The sequence below is a fragment of the Pandoraea terrigena genome (genome assembly GCF_902459705.1).
Lineage (GTDB): Bacteria > Pseudomonadota > Gammaproteobacteria > Burkholderiales > Burkholderiaceae > Pandoraea > Pandoraea terrigena.
On record NZ_CABPRU010000003.1, the window covers coordinates 1 to 17,301 of the forward strand.

The window sequence follows — 17,301 nt, forward strand, 5'->3', positions numbered from 1 at the left end:
GGGCGTTAGCTCAGTTGGTAGAGCAGCGGACTCTTAATCCGTAGGTCGAGTGTTCGAGTCACTCACGCCCCACCAAAGTACGACAGCGAAGGCTGCGCCGCAGGCAGCCTTTTTTGTTCTCGGTTGCACCGGGGCGTTAGCTCAGTTGGTAGAGCAGCGGACTCTTAATCCGTAGGTCGAGTGTTCGAGTCACTCACGCCCCACCAGATGCATGACGAAGGCCGCACGCTGTGCGGCCTTCGTCGTTTCTACCGCCCCATCCGCCAGCGCCGGCCTGTCATCCGATTCCTACAATCAATTCAGCCGCGACCGATGGTGCGCGAAACGCGCACCCGCTAAGCTGAATTCATGTCGTTGCGCAACGCACGGCCAGCCCTTGCTACAGGAGACGCATCATGAATACAGCGAAGTCGATTCTCGTTGTCATTACGGCACTCGCGATGGGCGCGTCCCTCACCGGTTGCACGCTTGGCGGTGCCGCCGCAGGGGGCGTCATCGGTCACGAAGCCACCGGCGGCAGCACCGCCGGTACCATCGGCGGGGCCGTCGTCGGCGGGGTCATCGGGCATGAGTTGGGTAAGTAACGCCAGTGACCGGCGCGGCGCACGCCGTCATCGCCCCACGACGTAGAGCGGGGTATTGGCGGCGTAGCCGTACATGATCAACACGCCGCCGACCACCGCATCTCCCGCCGCCCTGGCCTGCGCCACGTTCGCATAGCGCTTGGCTTGCGCCGTGCACGTCGCGTAATGACGCCCGCCATGCTTCAACGCGCCGTCGTGCCGACCGATAAACGCCGCCTGTCGCCCGCTCCATACGAAGTAACCTTCGCGCCTCGCCATCTCCGGCGGACGCCTGAGCGTCGCGTCCTCCTTCTGCGACGCCTCGCCCGCCTTGTGCAAGCGCCACTGACGCTTGATCGCCGCCTCCGACCAGCGTCCCATGCCAATGTCTTTTCCTCGGTTCTTTGCCATTGCTCCCTCCTGGAATTTGCCTGCGGCACTGCGCTCGCGGGCACTCCAATAATGGTGAACAATAACGCGGTGAAGTGGGATGGGGAGTGTCCGATATGCGATGCCACACCCTACGACGACGCTCGACAGGCATCGACACTCGCTGCTCGTCATGCAAAGACAACCAAATCGCGCCCTGCGGCGTTGGAAGCCGCCGCGAGGTAAGCGGCATGCGACCCCGGCGCGCTATCTTCCGGCAAACATAGCGCGGTGAATGCGCAACAGTGCTGCACTGCACACCGTGCGAGCGACCCGCATTGTCTACACTGAAAGTCTCGTTCTCATCGCAGGGCGGATTCGTCGGCCGCGACGGCATCCGCACAACCCAGGACATGGCGACCGTCACCTTCGCACCCGCAATTCAGCGCCACGTCAGCGTGGACGAACAACGCGTCGATGGACCGACGGTCCAGGACGTGCTCGCGCAATGCGTGGCGCGCGCGCCCCGGTTGCGCGGCTATCTGTTCAACGATCAGGGACGTTTGCGTGCGCACGTCGCGGTCTTTGTCGATGGCCGGTTGATCCACGACCGGCACACGCTCGGCGATGCGCTGAACAACGCCAGCCGCGTGTATGTTGCGCAGGCACTCTCGGGCGGATGAGCGGGATGAGGCCGAAGCAGTAAAAGCAGCGAAAGCAGCAGATGAATCCGCGGGCATCGAACAAGACTCGCGCGAGCCAAGGAGGCAGATCGTGGAACACGTCATCGGAGCAACGTTGCTGGTTGCCACCCGCAAGGGATTGTTCACGTGGCAGCGTGAGAACGCCGCCTGGCGGTTGATGTCGAGTGCGCCCGATTTTCCCGGCGAGCCGGTGAGCATGGTGTTGCGCGACCCGCGCGACGGCACCGATTACGCCGCGCTCAATCTCGGGCATTTCGGCGTGAAGCTCTGGTGCCGTGCCCGCGACGCGAGCGAGTGGACCGAACTCTCACCGCCCGCCTTCGCGCAGGAAACCCGGCAGTCGGAAGGACTGTCGGACGATGCTCAGGCGTCATCGTCGGCGTCGACACCCTCGGTCTCCCTGCTGTGGTCGCTCGAAGCGGCTGGCCCCGATGCCCCCGGCGTGCTCTGGGCAGGCACGATCCCGGGTGGCCTCTTCCGCTCCCACGACCGAGGCCGCACCTGGGCACTGGTGCACAGCCTGTGGGATCGCCCCGAGCGCGCCGAGTGGATGGGCGGCGGCTACGATCACCCGGGCATTCATTCGATTTGCATCGATCCGCACGATAGCCGGCAGGTGATGGTTGCCGTTTCGACCGGCGGCGTCTGGCGCACGCGCGACGATGGACACACCTGGACATTGGCGGCCAGCGGCATGGAAGCCGACTACATGCCGCCTGAGCGACGCCTCGATCCGAACGCACAGGACGTCCACCGCCTCGTGCAATGCCACGACGCCCCCAACGCCTTGTGGGCACAGCATCACAACGGCATCTTCCGCAGCCTCGATTACGGTGCGTCGTGGCGGCGGATTCACGCTTCACCGTCGAGTTTCGGCTTTGCCGTCGCCGTCGATCCGCACGACCCCGACGTCGCGTGGTTCGTGCCCGCCCAGCGCGACGCGTGCCGCATACCGGTCGACGCCCGTCTCGTCGTCATTCGCACGCGTGACGGCGGCGAGTCGTTCACCTCGCTCTCGCACGGACTGCCGGAGATGCCGTCCTACGACCTGATCTATCGCCACGGGCTGGCTATCGACGCCACCGGTCGCTCACTTGCCATGGGCTCGACGACCGGTGCGCTGTGGGTCAGCGACAACGCAGGCGAGCAATGGCAGTGCCTGTCCACGCACTTGCCGCCTGTCTATGCCGTGCGCTTCGTCTAGCGGTTAGCGCATCGTTCGGTATGCAGAGCATCTCGTCGCTGGCGCTCGTGTAGCCCCGGCCTCCCCTCCCTACATGCAGTTGCCCCCATGCGCATCGCCAAGCTGACGATCCGATCCCGACTGATCATCGGCTTCGGTATGTCGCCAGCCCTGTTGTTGACCATGCGGATCGACGGCGACGCCGTCGCGTCCGTCCACAACGACGCCGCCAACGCGCCGCGCGACGCCTTGCTGGCGTTCGCCCGGGAGCGTCACACGGCGTAGTCCGACCCTCGCCGGCCCGGCCGCACCGCCGGGGCGGTACGTCGAGGCGACGCGCCTGGCAGGGGGTACCGCGGCCCGGCGCAAACCCTCATGCCTGCTGGGCTTCAGGGTGATGTCGCGGTCAGCGCGGCATGGCGACATTGGAGTATGATGGTCGCTGCTGTGCTATTTCCCACCGTCCGGAAAAGAGGTGTACCGTGGCCCGAAAGACCCCCATCGAGCGCTACCGAAACATCGGCATCAGTGCTCACATCGACGCTGGCAAGACGACGACGACCGAGCGCATCCTGTTCTACACGGGCGTCAACCACAAGCTGGGCGAAGTCCACGAAGGCGCAGCCACGATGGACTGGATGGAGCAGGAACAGGAGCGCGGCATCACGATCACGTCCGCCGCGACGACCTGCTTCTGGCGCGGCATGGCCGGCAACTATCCTGAACACCGCATCAACATCATCGACACGCCGGGACACGTCGACTTCACGATTGAAGTCGAGCGCTCGATGCGCGTGCTCGATGGCGCCTGCATGGTCTACGATTCGGTCGGCGGCGTGCAGCCGCAATCCGAGACCGTCTGGCGGCAAGCCAACAAGTACAAGGTGCCGCGCATCGCGTTCGTCAACAAGATGGACCGCGTGGGCGCCGACTTCTTCCGCGTCCACAAGCAGATCCACGAACGTCTGCGCGGCAATGCGGTGCCGATCCAGATCCCGATCGGTGCCGAGGACAACTTCCAGGGCGTGGTCGATCTCGTGAAGATGAAAGGCATCATCTGGGACGAGGAATCGAAGGGTGTGAAGTTCGAATACGTCGACATTCCGGCCAATCTCAAGGATACGGCGCAGGAATGGCATGACAAGATGATCGAAGCCGCCGCCGAGGCCGATGAGGTACTGCTCGAGAAGTATCTTGGCGGCGATACGCTGACCGAGGCCGAGATCCGCGAGGGGCTGCGCAAGCGCACCGTCGCGGGCGAGATCGTGCCGATGTTGTGCGGCACCGCCTTCAAGAACAAGGGCGTGCAGGCCATGCTCGACGCCGTGATCGATTACCTGCCGTCGCCCGTCGACGTGCCGGCGATTGCCGGTCACGACGAGGACGACAAGGAGATCGAGCGCCACCCGTCGGACGACGAGCCGTTCTCCGCCCTCGCCTTCAAGATCATGACGGATCCGTTCGTCGGTCAACTGATCTTCTTCCGTGTGTATTCGGGCGTGATCGACTCGGGCGCCACCGTCTTCAATCCGACCAAAGACAAGAAGGAACGCTTGGGGCGCATCTTGCAGATGCACGCCAACCAGCGCATCGAGATCAAGGAAGTGCGGGCCGGCGATATCGCCGCCGCGGTCGGTCTGAAGGAAGCGACAACCGGCGACACGCTGTGCGACCCGAACGCCGTGATCATCCTCGAGAAGATGGAATTCCCCGAGCCGGTGATTTCGCAGGCGGTCGAGCCCAAGACCAAGGCGGACCAGGAAAAGATGGGCCTCGCCCTCAATCGACTGGCGCAGGAAGACCCGTCGTTCCGGGTGAAGACCGACGAAGAATCTGGCCAGACGATCATCTCGGGCATGGGCGAGCTACACCTCGAAATCCTGGTCGATCGCATGCGCCGGGAGTTCGGCGTGGAGGCCACCGTCGGCAAGCCGCAGGTTGCCTATCGTGAAACAGTGCGCCGGAAAATCGAAGACGTGCAGGGAAAGTTCGTCAAGCAGTCGGGCGGGCGCGGCCAGTATGGCGACGTGGTCATCACGCTGGAGCCGGACAAGGACAAGCCGTACGAATTCGTCGACGCGATCAAAGGCGGTGTGGTGCCGCGCGAATTCATTCCGGCCGTGGACAAGGGTATTCGCGAAACGCTCAACAACGGCGTGGTGGCCGGTTATCCGGTCGTCAATGTGAAGGTGACGCTCACGTTCGGGTCGTACCACGACGTGGACTCGAACGAAAATGCGTTCCGCATGGCGGGCTCGATGGCGTTCAAGGAGGCGATGCGCCGTGCCGACCCGGTGCTGCTCGAGCCGATGATGGCGGTCGAAGTCGAGACGCCCGAAGACTTCATGGGCAACGTGATGGGTGACCTGTCCGGGCGTCGCGGCATGTTGCAGGGCATGGACGACATCGTGGGAGGCGGCAAGATCGTGCGCGCCGAAGTGCCACTGTCGGAAATGTTCGGCTACTCGACCTCGTTGCGCTCGCTCACACAAGGGCGCGCCACTTACACGATGGAGTTCAAGCACTACGCCGAAGCGCCGAAGAACGTGGCCGACGCGATCATTTCGTCCAAGAAGTAATACGTCGTCGGAGGTCGAGCGCGGCGGGCTGGATGGGTCGCCGCGCTCGACTTCACTGTCTGGCTGTCTCGCTCGCTCACGCTCTGACCGCCTCGCCGTCATGCGGTGCGAGCGGTCTGACGGACACGGGCGTCTCGCGCCCGGGTGCGGTCAGTAAGCGCGCAGATGCTCGGCGTGATGCGACAGGTGATCCGCCATGAAGGTCTGGATGAAGTAGTAGCCGTGGTCGTAGCCTTGGTGGCGTCGCAGGTTCAGCGGCTGGCCGGCCTCCTGGCAGGCACGCTCGAAGCGGTGCGGATGCAGTTGCGATTCGAGGAATTGATCGTTCAAGCCCTGATCGATCAGGATGCCGCCGGGAAACACCACCTGACCGGCCTTCGCCATCAGTTCGCTAGCGTCATACTGGCGCCACGTCTCGCGATCCGCGCCCAGATATCCCGCGAAAGCCTTTTCGCCCCAGGGGCAATGCATTGGCGCCGCGATCGGCGCGAATGCCGACACCGAGCGGAATTTGTCAGGATTGCGCAACGCAAGCGTCAGGGCGCCATGCCCGCCCATGGAGTGGCCGAAGATACCGATGCGTCCCGCATCGATCGGCAACGATTGCGTCACCACCCCGTAGAGTTCGTCGACGATGTAGCTGTACATACGATAGTGCGCCGACCACGGCGCCTGTGTCGCATCGAGATAGAAGCCGGCGCCGACGCCGAAATCCCAGGCATCGGACTCGCCCGGCAGCCCCGCACCCCGAGGGCTGGTGTCGGGCGCGATCAGCGCCACGCCGTGTTCCGCGGCGAGCCACTGCGCGCCGCCCTTGATCATGAACGTCTCTTCCGTGCAGGTCAGCCCCGCGAGATAGAACAACGCCGGCACCGCACGCCCGTCGCGCGCCTGCGGCGGCAGGAACGCCGAGAAACGCATCTGCAGGCCGATGGTCGCCGACGTATGGCGATAGAAGCGTTGCGAGCCACCGAAACAACGGTGTTCGGAAATGAGTTCAAGCATGGGGGAGTCCGGGAGGGTTCGAGAAGTGGGCAATGGCCGATATCTTACCTCGCGAGGCGACACGTGGCATCGCCAAGGCAAGTGAAGCGAGGAACGTTCACCCGGATGTGCTGAACAACGGCGGCGTTATCCCGCGGGTCACCGTGCGACGGGCGAACGCGCATCGCTTGGGTTGACGCCCCCTGACTCGTGACGAGGCGCGCAATAACGGAAGCTCCTGCACGGCGAGTGAGTCCGTGCGGACCCGATCAAAGGGATGTCACCCGTTTGCTGCTGAAAATCCATCGTCCGCAGGGACGCGCCGTACCGACGATCGAATACCTTCAATCTTTGGTCCGTACGCAATGCTTACGTGCCAAGGTCGGTGACCCAGCGTTTCGCCGCGGGGAGTTCGGCGACGGGGAACACACGGACGTCGCCGTGAAAAAAGGGCCTGAGCATCCCCACCGTAGCCTGTAACCATGCATGATCCGTAACAACCGCGATGTGACTGAAATCGTGCCAGTGCTTCAGTCCGAACATGCTGTCGTCCCACAACGCGCCAACCTCGAAACCAGTGAACTCTTTCCCGACGACATACAACATCTTGATCGGTCCGTTGCTCATCATCGCTTCTGCCTTGGGGATGAGGGTACTTTTGTAGTCCTCGTGCGTGACCTTCCCCGTGGCTTCGACCGCGAGCACGTCTTGCGGCAATCCATCGATGAATTTGAACATTGCCTTCCTCCTTCATTGATACAGCGAGCAATCGCTGAGACCAGCCCCTGAACTGGAACAATAAACCCAAGTTGCCTTGCCGGTACGCAGGGTCCTTCTCGCAGGCGCCGTATGAACAGGCAGCCGTAATGCCTCCGCTATTGACTTGCGATCCAGCGAGCGATTTCCGGCCAGTGTTCCTTCAACGTTCGCCCCCCCATAAACAGGCCTATATGCCCCCCAGGGACTGTCTTCGAGACAACATGTTCCGGCGACGTGCCGACGTAATTCTTTGCCTCGAGAACCTGCTCTGGCGCCGTAATATCGTCGTCAGCACCTGCGAGCAAATACAGCGGACACGTCACGCTGTGCAAGTCGAGCCGCCGGCCAAGCCCGAAGAACTCGCCTCTGGCCAGCCGGTTTTCCTGAAAGAGTTGCTGGATCACCTGCAAATACCACCGCCCGGGCAGATCGATCGGATTCTCATACCAGCTCGCGAAGGCTTCTTCCTTCGCGAGGTAGGCTGGATCGTCAATATGCTCATAAAGGTCGACCTGATCCTGCACGTAATGTTCGACAGGGTGCATACTCTTCCATCCCTGCAACATGAACTTGCCTTGCATCAACCCGCCCCCCAGTGCGACAAGTTCCTCGTAGAACGACATTGGGGATTCATGCGCCATGCGCTTGACAGGGCCATTGCCTGCGTCGGTGTCGATCGGCGAACCTGCAAGAACGAGCGCATTCACTTTTTCGGGAAAGCGCGCGGCGATCATCGCCGAGGACCACCCGCCCTGACATAATCCAACGAGGTTGACACGCCCGCCCAGATCGTCGATCGCCACGACGAGCTCCGCGAGGTAGTTGTCGATTTCCAGGTCTTTCATGTCGACGGTCGCCGACTTCCAGTCGGTCAGCGCCACATGGCCTATGCCATTGCCGAGCAGCGTCTCGACGAGGCTTTGTCCTTCGCGATAGTCCGCAATCGTCGCTGTGTGGCCTGCATATGGGGCATTCACCAATGTTGGCGTGCCGGCACCCGGTGTGCCGTAGTCGCGCAAAACCATCGTACGCAGGTTCAAACGGGCCTGATTCGGTGTCGCGAGCTTGGGCCTCAACGCCTCGTGGATCTTGATCTCCTCGTCCACGAATTTGAAGTTCTTTGCGTAAAGCTCACGCTCCTCGTCAAGCAGGGTTTTCGCCATGATCATTGGCCAGAACGCCGGCACGCTCAATAGCGACAGTTCGGATGATTTGACAGAAGACTTTTTCGGCATCGAGGATTCCTCATTGATCGACGCACCGACGCGTCGACGGCACTAACAACGTATCTGCGCGAACACATTTCATTGGCGAGCCCAGGACAAATGCCGCGGCAGATTCTGTTCAACCTACGCCAAGTGATGGGCTTGCCGCGCAGCACAATGATCGAACGATGGGTACACGGCAAACTTGACCCCACTCGCGACAACGAACGACACCAGCGCGTACGCCGCGAGACCGATCAATAGCCCCCATCCGATTGTCACCAGGATTAGAAAGTTGCCGATGCGCGGCACCGCCCACCGAAAGTGCGGAACTGCCCTGGCCTGTTCGACGAGATGGGCGGTCTTGCCGAAGTGGCTATTCATCCCGGTTGCCGTCGCTACGCCGCTCATCTCACCGTGCTTCACGACCGATCCTGGAAAGCGCTGCCGAGGTTTCGACCATCCACGGAATCGGCCCTCAGAAGCAATGGGCAAGTCGCTCGAGCACGGTGACGCGATGCTCAGCGAGCACACTCTCACCATATTGCGCCAGGCACGTTGCCGCCTCGGCCTCCGTCAGCCCTTGCGCTTCTCCAGTAGCAGTAGCAACTGAGAGTCCCGTCACATTGGGGTGTTCTTCGTGCATTGACGGTTCGCGTTTCATGCCGACCTCTCGTCTACCGGTAGGCGCCATTCGGTCGACAACGGCGCCGCAGCACGGCTTGATTCCACGCCTCGCCGCGAGCGCGTCGGATCGTCGCACGAAGCCCGATCCGAAGTCGGGTCGTCGCCCTGATTTGATGACTATCGACCCTGGATACCGTTATCGTGTTGATCGTCGTCAAGAGATCGAGCTAAATGGCCCCAGGGCCATTCGCGCTGACACGGGCATGGCAGCGACACGGCATGCCTGGCCCGCGTCAAAAAAATTGTCACGATTTCTAAACTTTTGGCCGCGCACGTCGCTATACGATAAAGGACGTACGCTTACATACTGCACCGTGCTCGACGCGATATCCGCGCTGCCAGCGGAGTTGTCACATTCGCCTGCTATGATGCGTCGCGCCATGTGAGACGCGAATAGCGACCCGGCCGCGTCAGGCACACCAAGCCCCGTCCCATCAGGCACTCGCGGAACCGTAGTCCATCAGCAGCACACAAGAAGCATCGCGCCATCACCGCCGGCACGGTCCACGCGTCAAGGACCGGTCGGGGAAAGGACGACGATGCATGACAACGACCAGATCATCAGAGATTTACCGGGGCCCTATGAAGCTGATCCTGCTGGCGCTTGCCGCCTCGCTGTTTACGCTCGTCATGATGGTACAGGCGCGCAGCGATGCCAATGACGTAGATCTCTCCGCCTCCCGCGCGCAACCCGCGGGCGTCGTCGTCAGCGACCGCGTACGCACGCGCAAGGACATGGCGATGTGGAATGCTCGCCGCAAGATGCACGCCGTACGCCAGGAGGATTGACGCGGCAAGGGCATCGTTGCCAGCGCAGCAACATGCTGCGCCGCACCAAACTTGGGCATCCTTCACAACCGTCCTATAGTGGAAGGGAAATTCAGGTGAGGAGACAAGAACGATGCCCATACTTCACTTCAACCTTTACGACCTGACGCTGTTCCTGCCGATGGCCGTGGCCGGCGCATTGCTCGTTGGCGGCATTCCCGTCACCACGCGTGCCACGCGCTACAGTCTGCGCGCTGTCGGTGCCGTGGTCGGCGCCCTCGTCGCGTTGCTGGTCATGGAGGCGTTGCCCGTCCTCGTGTAGCCACCGCGCGCCCCGAGCGAGCAAGTCGCAACCCGGATGCGGATTGCGACTTGCGACGCGATTCCCGTTGGTCCATTGGACCTGCGCGCCTGCCGCACTCCGTCGCGGCGGCAGTCACGCCGCTGTCATCGCGGCCACTTATGCTGGTTTCCGGCAACTTCGGTTGCGCTGTCACCCTCTCTGTTGCGCCGCCGACCCGCTCGGCGGTTTTTTTATGCCAACGCCCATGCTCGCATCCCGGTGTTTGCACCGGCATCGTTTTGTCCCGACGCGGACTCCGCCATCGCCTACAATCTCCGGAAGTACAATGCTTCGCGCCAAGTCTCCCTCGCTCGCACCCGGGACGCCGCGCTACGCCGACAGAGGAGGTTTCCGCATGTCCGACGCGTTCTCCCGCGCCTTCGCCGTGGTCATCAATCAATATCGCTCGCCGCGTCAGTACACCGTCTCGGTCGAACGCACGAGTGAGATGATCGCCAAGAATATCGGCCTGTTTTCCGACGGTTTCGCCGCGGAACCGCATCTGATCGTCGGTCTCTTCGAACGCGAAGCCGACGCCTGGGCCCTCGCCCGACGTCTGCAACGTACCCGCACAACCATGCAAGCTCTGCTCCAGACGCCCGCGCGTGCCGCCTCTGTCTCGCCGCCCGAACTCGATCCGCGCGACTGAGGTGCCGCCCGTCCCTCGCACCGCCCCGCTTTCCTGCGTCCGCCGCCTACCCGTTCGCCCTTCTCTCGTCCCTCGCCGCCCCCTTCCTCCTCTCTCCCTCTATCCCCGAACGATGACTGTTGATCGAAAAAAACGTCCCCGGGCATTCGTCCATCCGCGTAGAATTCGGAATTCCAGATATCAGCATCGCCGGCGAACGCCGGAATCCCATGTCGAACCCCGCTGCCAGCACCGACTTTCCTGCGTCCGATCCGCCGCCCGTGCCCCACGCGTCGCTTGCGCCGCTTGGGCCGCTGACCAGCACACCGGTGCTGATCGACCTGGTGTATTCGCGTCTGCGCGACGCTATCGCCGACCTCACGCTGTCGCCGGGCGAGCGTATCCGGCAGGCCGAGTTGGCCGATTCGCTCGGGGTGTCGCGCCAACCCGTCAGTCATGCATTGCAGTTGCTCAAGCGCGACGGCTTGGTCTGCGATAGCGGGCGCCAAGGGCTGGCGGTAGCCCCCATCGACGCCAACCATCTGCGTGAGCTCTACCAGGTGCGCACAGCGCTGGACGGCCTGGCTGCCCGGTTGGCGGCCACGCGCATGGCGCAAGGCACGTTGACCGACGCGGAATTGCGCCGCCTGCAAGACGGCGTCGCCGCCGGGATGGCGATGACGCGAGGCACGCCGGTCGCGCGTCAGGTTCGCGTGGAGGTCGCGTTCCACTCGGCCCTGCACGACGCGTCGGGCAACCCGCTGATCGCGCAAACGGTAGCGCCGCAATGGCCGCACATCATGCGGGCGATGGCAGCAACGCTTGGCGCGATGCCGATGCAGGAAGTCGTCTGGCATGAGCACGGGGAAATCGTCGCCCGTATCGCAGCAGGGGACGCCACCGGCGCCGAAGCCGCCGCCCGTGAACATACCGAAGCCGACGGCGGCAACGCGCGCCGCGAGTGGCTCGCCAGACTGGCGGAGTCGCACTGACGATGCAAGCCGTCATCTCTGCTGCCCTGCCCGTCTTCGGGCTGATCTTCGTGGGCTATCTCTGTGCACGTCGGGCGTGGCTCGGCCACGCCGCCCTCGACGCGCTCAATCGCTTCGTCGTCTATCTCGCCCTGCCCGCCGTGCTGTTCCAGTCAATGGCCCAGATTACTTGGACGGAGCTGGTCAATCCGGGGTTCCTGGGGGCGTTCGGCGGCGGCATGGCGGCGACCTTCGCGCTGTCGTTCCTGCTCGATCGCACGGTGCGCGGACGACTGACCGACGCGAGCATCGAAGGCATGGGCGCCGCCTATCCAAATGCCGGGTTCATGGGGTTGCCACTGTGCCTCGTGGCGTTCGGTCCCGCCAGCGTTCCGGCGGTCGTCGTGGCGATGCTGCTCACCGCCACCGTCCTCTTCGCCGTGTCCATCGCGATCATCGAAACGGATCTGCAAGCCACGCCGAACTGGCGCGGCACGGCGCGCTTCGTTGCCCGGGCGCTCGTGCGCAATCCGCTCGTCGTCTCGCCGTTCATCGGCATGGCGTTCGCGGCCGCCGGTATCGCGCTACCCACGCCCGTGTTGCACTTCACGACACTGCTCGGTGGCGCCGCGAGTCCATGCGCCCTGGTGGCAATCGGTATGTTTCTCGCGCAGCGCACGAGCACGGCGCGGGAACCCCACATGGCGCGGGCGGTGGGGCGTCTTGTCGGACTCAAGCTGGTGTTTCAACCGGCGATCACGGCATTCCTGGCGTTCCGCGTCTTCGATCTTCCCGCGATCTGGGCACACAGCGCCCTGCTGCTCTCCGCCTTGCCCATCGGCACGGGTCCGTTCATGCTCGCGCAATTGTATGGACGCGAGGCCACCGTCGCATCGCGGGCAATTCTGATTTCGACGGTGCTGTCGGTGGTGACGGTGTCGCTGCTGATCGGCTGGTTCAGCGTGCGTTAGGGTTAGGGGACGCCTGAGTCGCTCGCCGGCGCCGGGGTGCCCTCAGTGTCAGCACAGGCTCGCCGCCGGCGCCACGACCACGCGATCGCGTCCGCCGCGCTTCGCGGCATAAAGTGCCGCATCGGCGGCGCCGAGCAGACGCATCGGCAGAGTGTCCCGGTCGTCGATATCGCGCGGATCCACACTCGCCAGCCCGATGGAGATCGTGAGCGGCACGTGTGCGCCTTCGTCATCCGGCACTTCCAGCCGCGCCACGGCGCGACGCACGCGTTCCGCAACCGTGCCAGCCCAGTTCTGCTCCGTCTGCACGAGCAGCGCGGCAAACTCTTCCCCGCCATAACGGGCGAGGGTGTCCGTTACCCGCAGTTGCGCGCGCATGCACGCGCTGGCCGCCCGCAAAGCCCGGTCGCCCGTGGCATGGCCATGACTATCGTTGACACGCTTGAAATGATCGATGTCGATGAGCAGGCACGCGAGCGGCGCCCCGTAACGCGCGCCCCGACTCACTTCCTCACGCAGACGCTGGTCGAAATAGCGGCGGTTCGACAAGCCCGTGAGCGGATCGGTCAGGCCAATGCGTTTCAGACGCTCGCGGTTCCACATGTTCTCCAGACACACCGCGATGACCGCGCCGAAACGTTCGATGAAATCGGTGGCCATCTCTGGAGCAAAGCGGCGCGCGTCGTGACTGCCCAGCGCGATCACGCCAAGATATCGACCATTGCGCGCGAGCGGCATCACGACGGCGCTGGCCGGCGGGCGCACCCCGAACAGCGGCACGTGACGCTCACGCGGCGCGCCAATCCAAAGCTGGCCGTCGCCGCAGACGGCCGTGAACGTACCGGCATCCTGCGCAATGCACAGACCGGCGTCGAGCGCGCGGATGCCTTCGGCCGTGTCGATGAGATCGCGAAGGGTATCGTCGACCTCAGCGAGCATCAGGCGCACACCCGACAGGTCGAAATCGTGACGCAGGCGGTTGAACACCACTTCCAGGAACTGGCCGAAGTCCGGTGCGCCCATCAGCGCCAACTCGATGTCCTGAAAACGTTTAAGCGAGCGCTCATTGCGCTGGACCGTCGCCAGCAGCGATTGCAGGGAGTCGAGCGTCGGTGCCTGGTTGGTTGCCACGTAAAGTCTCGAAAGACGCGCGGCGCTTCGCGGCCGCCTAGCGTGATTGCCCTGCCTCATGCCGAGGCCCCCAGCGTTGCGCCCGAGCGGCGCACCGAGGGATAAGTCCCAGGTCGGATCGCCCGCGTCGAACGCGCTCGCCGAACCCCGTGCTGTGAGGGCATGATGACGCCTGCTACAAGTCCGTCATGAGCCTTTAACGGCACGCCTGCACTGAATTTAAGGGTACCAGAGCCGAATTTTGCCAGCCGTGGCTTCGCGCGGCGACACGATATCCAACACCCTAGGGAAAATACCGAGTTCGCATCAAGTCCGTGCGGCAGCGCACCAAAACGCTCGCCGCGGTGCAGGACGTCTTCCGGGCGTTCGGCCGGCCGCCTCGACAAGTCACCATTGCGCGCCGGCTGCGATGCGGCGTCATCGCGATGCAACAGCCCCAAAAATCGTCAGCCACGGCCGTGAAGGCGTCCTCGCGCGCGAACGTCCACGCGGACAAAAACGCATCGTGCCGCCGCGAAAGTCGCGAGCGTTCATCGCGCCCACCACCGCTTGCCACGCACGACAACGGCAGCCCATACCGGCAAACGCATCAGGGCAGGAAGACCGTGCCGACACACTCAATGACACGTCAATGACACGCGAACACGTCGGCGCCCGCGTTGCGCCCACGCCACATGACAGTCGCTCGCTCGCCGCGCGCGCCGCTGTTTTTTTGACGTCGATTGGCGAGGGCCGAGGGGCTTGATTCGGCCCACACACTTTCCGGATATGCCATTGCGATATCGCGAGACCGGTCGTCCGGTATTGACGCATAAATGCCGCAACGCAGCGAACGATCATCGAAAACTGGCGTAGATCAACAATCCTAAAGTTTCCCCGCTTGACACCTTCCCACCTTTCCCGTAAAAAAACGGGTGCATGAACGTTGTATGGCGAGTCTTGTGTTCATCTAATGTCGCCCTAGCGTCACCTCGGTTGTACCTGATCAGCTTTAATGTCATGCGCTCGCTGAGCTTCTGGCTCGCTCATTTGAAAACTTTAAGGATTTAAGAAATGGCAACTGGTACCGTCAAGTGGTTCAACGACGCCAAGGGTTTTGGTTTTATTACGCCGGACGAAGGTGGTGAAGATCTCTTCGCTCACTTCTCGGAAATCCAGTCGAAGGGCTTCAAGTCGTTGCAAGAAAACCAGAAGGTCAGCTTCGAAGTGAAGATGGGACCGAAGGGCCGTCAAGCCAGCAACATCCAGCCGCTGTAAGCGACGGATGATTCGCTGCTGATCGCTCACGCGATCGACGCGCCTCGGGCCGGGCTGCCAAGCCCGCCCGAACTGAAAACCCCGCTCTCGCGGGGTTTTTTCGTTTGGGTCGCCGGCTTGGCTCGCCTTGCGCGTCAGCGGCGCGCGATCATACCGCGCGCGGCTTCACGCGGCTCGCCGCTTCGCGTGCGTGGCGACGGGCAACCTCCAGATCGTCGTCGTACGCGAGTGCCACGCCCATACGGCGCTTCTCGAAGCTCTCCGGCTTGCCGAACAAGCGAATATCCGTTTGCGGCACCTGCAGCGCCTGGTCGACGTCATCGAACACAATGCCCTTCGCATCCACGCCGCCATAGATGACCGCGCTCGCGCCCGGCGTCTTCAACGCGGTGTTGACCGGCAGGCCGAGAATCGCCCGTGCATGCAGCTCGAACTCGTTCTGCCATTGGGTAATCATCGTGACCATGCCCGTATCGTGCGGACGCGGACTGACTTCGCTGAACCACACGTCGTCGCCCTTCACGAACAGTTCGACACCGAAGATGCCCTGCCCGCCGAGGTTGTTTGTCACCTCGCGCGCCACCCGACGCGCACGTTCGAGCGCCACCGGCGACATCGGATGCGGCTGCCAGCTCTCGACATAATCGCCGCTCACCTGCTTGTGGCCGATCGGTGCGCAGAAGTGCGTTTCCACCTGAGCGTCGGCGCCACGCGCCCGCACGGTCAACAGCGTGATCTCGTAATCGAAATCGATGAAGCCTTCGACGATGATGCGACCGTGACTCACGCGGCCACCGGCCATGGCGTAGTCCCACGCGGCCTTCACATCATCGGGACCGTCGATCTTGCTCTGCCCCTTGCCTGAACTGCTCATCACCGGCTTGACGATGCATGGGTACCCAATCCCGTCATCGATAGCCGCTTGTAGCTGCTCAAGCGAATCGCAGAATTGGTAAGGACTCGTAGGCAAACCCAGCGTCTCGGCAGCCAGACGGCGAATACCTTCGCGGTCCATCGTCAGACGCGCGGCACGCGCCGTGGGGATGACGCGAACCACGCCATCGGCTTCCAGCGCTTCAAGCATCGGCGTGGCGATGGCCTCGATTTCCGGCACGACGAGATCCGGCTTCTCGGCTTCGATCAACGCCTTGAGCTGTTCCGGATCGGTCATCGCAATGGTGCGCGCGTGATGCGCGACCTGCTGGCCGGGCGCGTTCTCATAGCGATCGACGGCAATCGTCTCAACGCCAAGACGCTGCAATGCGATCAGCACTTCACGGCCCAGTTCGCCGGCGCCCAACAACATGACCTTCGTCGCGCTCGGCGACAGCGGTGTTCCGATAGTGGTCATTTGCGACCTTTCGAGAGTGAGGAATTTCGGGGCGCCGACGCGCCTTGGCGTCATACGCGAAAGCCGTATTGTAGCGAGCATGATAGACAACGCGACATCAAACCAGCGCGCCGTGCAGCACACGACGGCAGCTTGCGACCATGCATGCCTCGCTGTCCTGGTAGCCCGTGAGTACCCAGGCCGTGCCGGCATTGGTCATCGCGCCCACGAGCGCCAGGCCGACAATCCTCGTCTGGGCCTGCGCATCCTCACTGAGCGGAAGCGGTGCATCGGCCATGCCCAGGATCAGCTTCGAGAACTCGAAGATATAGCGCTGATAAGCCAGGTCCGTCTCCGGGCTCACGCCCATCACTTCGAGCAGCAGGACACGCGCCGCAGCCGGATGGCGCAAGAACGCAAAGAACGCATGCAGTCCGGCGTCGAGTCGGGCGTCGAGGGTCGGCGCGCTCTCGGCAATGGCCGTGTGCAACTGGTCGAGCAGCGCCTGCGCATGATGCGCATACGTGGCGCGTAACAGATGCTCCAGGTTCTCGAACGCCGCATAGAAGTATCGGTCGTTGAGCTTGGCCAGACGACAGACCGAGCGCACCGTGGCACGGCGAAAACCCACCGTACCGAAGACTTCCGTGGCCGCGTCGATGAGCGCAGCGCGGCGTGCCTGTTCTCGCTGGGCCTGCCCCACGCCGCCATAGCGCCGCCCGGGCGCGGCGCTGGGCGGAGCCGCGTCCGCGCCGGCCGATGCCGATGCCAGCGATGCGGCGTCCCTCGATTCGAGTCCTTGTTCCATTTCGCTATTTGACATCACCCAGACGGAAAACTAAAGTGGTGACACAAATCACCAAATTATA

20 protein-coding genes and 1 tRNA gene are annotated in these 17,301 nt (G+C 63.2%); 12 read left to right on the forward strand and 9 right to left on the reverse strand.

The features are described from left to right. Positions 1–130: 130 nt before the first annotated feature. A tRNA-Lys gene (locus PTE31013_RS07600) sits at positions 131–206 on the forward strand. A gap of 189 nt (positions 207–395) precedes the next feature. Next, on the forward strand, positions 396–584 hold the full coding sequence (locus tag PTE31013_RS07605; protein ID WP_150612233.1) for a glycine zipper 2TM domain-containing protein: 189 nt from the start codon (positions 396–398) through the stop codon (positions 582–584). A gap of 27 nt (positions 585–611) precedes the next feature. On the opposite strand, the gene PTE31013_RS07610 is transcribed toward PTE31013_RS07605, so the two are convergent. Beyond that, on the reverse strand, positions 612–974 hold the full coding sequence (locus PTE31013_RS07610) for a hypothetical protein (RefSeq protein WP_150612234.1): 363 nt from the start codon (positions 972–974) through the stop codon (positions 612–614). Between the two features lie 371 nt (positions 975–1,345). Between PTE31013_RS07610 and PTE31013_RS07615 the strand changes: the two genes are divergently transcribed. The 4 genes from PTE31013_RS07615 (at position 1,346) to fusA (ending at position 5,398) form a co-directional block, all read left to right on the forward strand. Next, positions 1,346–1,615, forward strand: a complete 270-nt coding sequence (locus tag PTE31013_RS07615) for a MoaD/ThiS family protein (RefSeq protein ID WP_150612660.1) — start codon at positions 1,346–1,348, stop codon at positions 1,613–1,615. 91 nt (positions 1,616–1,706) lie between these two features. Next, entirely contained in the window at positions 1,707–2,840 is a 1,134-nt protein-coding gene (locus tag PTE31013_RS07620) for a VPS10 domain-containing protein (protein ID WP_425495546.1), read from the forward strand. Between the two features lie 87 nt (positions 2,841–2,927). Then, complete coding sequence (locus PTE31013_RS24745; protein WP_174978481.1) at positions 2,928–3,104, forward strand: hypothetical protein; 177 nt, start codon at positions 2,928–2,930, stop codon at positions 3,102–3,104. Between the two features lie 197 nt (positions 3,105–3,301). Next, a complete protein-coding gene (gene fusA, locus PTE31013_RS07625) occupies positions 3,302–5,398 on the forward strand; it encodes an elongation factor G (protein ID WP_150612235.1) in 2,097 nt (698 codons plus the stop codon). A 150-nt stretch (positions 5,399–5,548) separates the two neighbouring features. Here fusA and fghA read toward each other — a convergent pair whose 3' ends face one another. The 5 genes from fghA to PTE31013_RS24750 all read right to left on the reverse strand — a co-directional run bounded on the left by fghA (position 5,549) and on the right by PTE31013_RS24750 (position 8,992). Beyond that, entirely contained in the window at positions 5,549–6,403 is an 855-nt protein-coding gene (fghA, locus tag PTE31013_RS07630) for an S-formylglutathione hydrolase (RefSeq protein WP_150612236.1), read from the reverse strand. 348 nt (positions 6,404–6,751) lie between these two features. Then, complete coding sequence (locus PTE31013_RS07635; RefSeq protein ID WP_150612237.1) at positions 6,752–7,120, reverse strand: SpoIIAA family protein; 369 nt, start codon at positions 7,118–7,120, stop codon at positions 6,752–6,754. A 137-nt stretch (positions 7,121–7,257) separates the two neighbouring features. Further along, positions 7,258–8,376 carry an alpha/beta fold hydrolase gene (locus PTE31013_RS07640; RefSeq protein ID WP_150612238.1) on the reverse strand — a complete coding sequence of 373 codons (1,119 nt, stop codon included), beginning with the start codon at positions 8,374–8,376 and terminating at the stop codon, positions 7,258–7,260. Between the two features lie 114 nt (positions 8,377–8,490). Beyond that, positions 8,491–8,772 carry a hypothetical protein gene (locus PTE31013_RS07645; protein WP_174978482.1) on the reverse strand — a complete coding sequence of 94 codons (282 nt, stop codon included), beginning with the start codon at positions 8,770–8,772 and terminating at the stop codon, positions 8,491–8,493. A gap of 52 nt (positions 8,773–8,824) precedes the next feature. Continuing rightward, positions 8,825–8,992, reverse strand: a complete 168-nt coding sequence (locus tag PTE31013_RS24750; protein WP_174978483.1) for a hypothetical protein — start codon at positions 8,990–8,992, stop codon at positions 8,825–8,827. 623 nt (positions 8,993–9,615) lie between these two features. Here PTE31013_RS24750 and PTE31013_RS07650 point away from each other — a divergent pair. The 5 genes from PTE31013_RS07650 (at position 9,616) to PTE31013_RS07670 (ending at position 12,714) form a co-directional block, all read left to right on the forward strand. Then, positions 9,616–9,822, forward strand: a complete 207-nt coding sequence (locus PTE31013_RS07650; RefSeq protein ID WP_150612240.1) for a hypothetical protein — start codon at positions 9,616–9,618, stop codon at positions 9,820–9,822. 112 nt (positions 9,823–9,934) lie between these two features. Beyond that, positions 9,935–10,123: a hypothetical protein gene (locus PTE31013_RS07655; RefSeq protein WP_150612241.1), complete on the forward strand. Its 189-nt coding sequence runs from the start codon at positions 9,935–9,937 to the stop codon at positions 10,121–10,123. 376 nt (positions 10,124–10,499) lie between these two features. Then, positions 10,500–10,793, forward strand: coding sequence for a hypothetical protein (locus PTE31013_RS07660; RefSeq protein WP_150612242.1), 294 nt, complete (start codon positions 10,500–10,502; stop codon positions 10,791–10,793). Between the two features lie 209 nt (positions 10,794–11,002). Beyond that, entirely contained in the window at positions 11,003–11,764 is a 762-nt protein-coding gene (locus PTE31013_RS07665; RefSeq protein WP_150612243.1) for a GntR family transcriptional regulator, read from the forward strand. Positions 11,765–11,766: 2 nt separating this feature from the next. Further along, complete coding sequence (locus PTE31013_RS07670; RefSeq protein WP_150612244.1) at positions 11,767–12,714, forward strand: AEC family transporter; 948 nt, start codon at positions 11,767–11,769, stop codon at positions 12,712–12,714. 48 nt (positions 12,715–12,762) lie between these two features. Here the strand turns inward: PTE31013_RS07670 and PTE31013_RS07675 are convergent, their stop codons facing one another. After that, on the reverse strand, positions 12,763–13,845 hold the full coding sequence (locus PTE31013_RS07675; protein WP_246174035.1) for a DUF484 family protein: 1,083 nt from the start codon (positions 13,843–13,845) through the stop codon (positions 12,763–12,765). 1,053 nt (positions 13,846–14,898) lie between these two features. Here PTE31013_RS07675 and PTE31013_RS07680 point away from each other — a divergent pair. After that, on the forward strand, positions 14,899–15,102 hold the full coding sequence (locus PTE31013_RS07680; protein WP_010807210.1) for a cold-shock protein: 204 nt from the start codon (positions 14,899–14,901) through the stop codon (positions 15,100–15,102). A 148-nt stretch (positions 15,103–15,250) separates the two neighbouring features. Here PTE31013_RS07680 and purT read toward each other — a convergent pair whose 3' ends face one another. Then, a complete protein-coding gene (purT, locus tag PTE31013_RS07685) occupies positions 15,251–16,453 on the reverse strand; it encodes a formate-dependent phosphoribosylglycinamide formyltransferase (protein WP_150612246.1) in 1,203 nt (400 codons plus the stop codon). 97 nt (positions 16,454–16,550) lie between these two features. Next, on the reverse strand, positions 16,551–17,255 hold the full coding sequence (locus PTE31013_RS07690) for a TetR/AcrR family transcriptional regulator (RefSeq protein WP_150612247.1): 705 nt from the start codon (positions 17,253–17,255) through the stop codon (positions 16,551–16,553). Between the last annotated feature and the right edge of the window lie 46 nt (positions 17,256–17,301).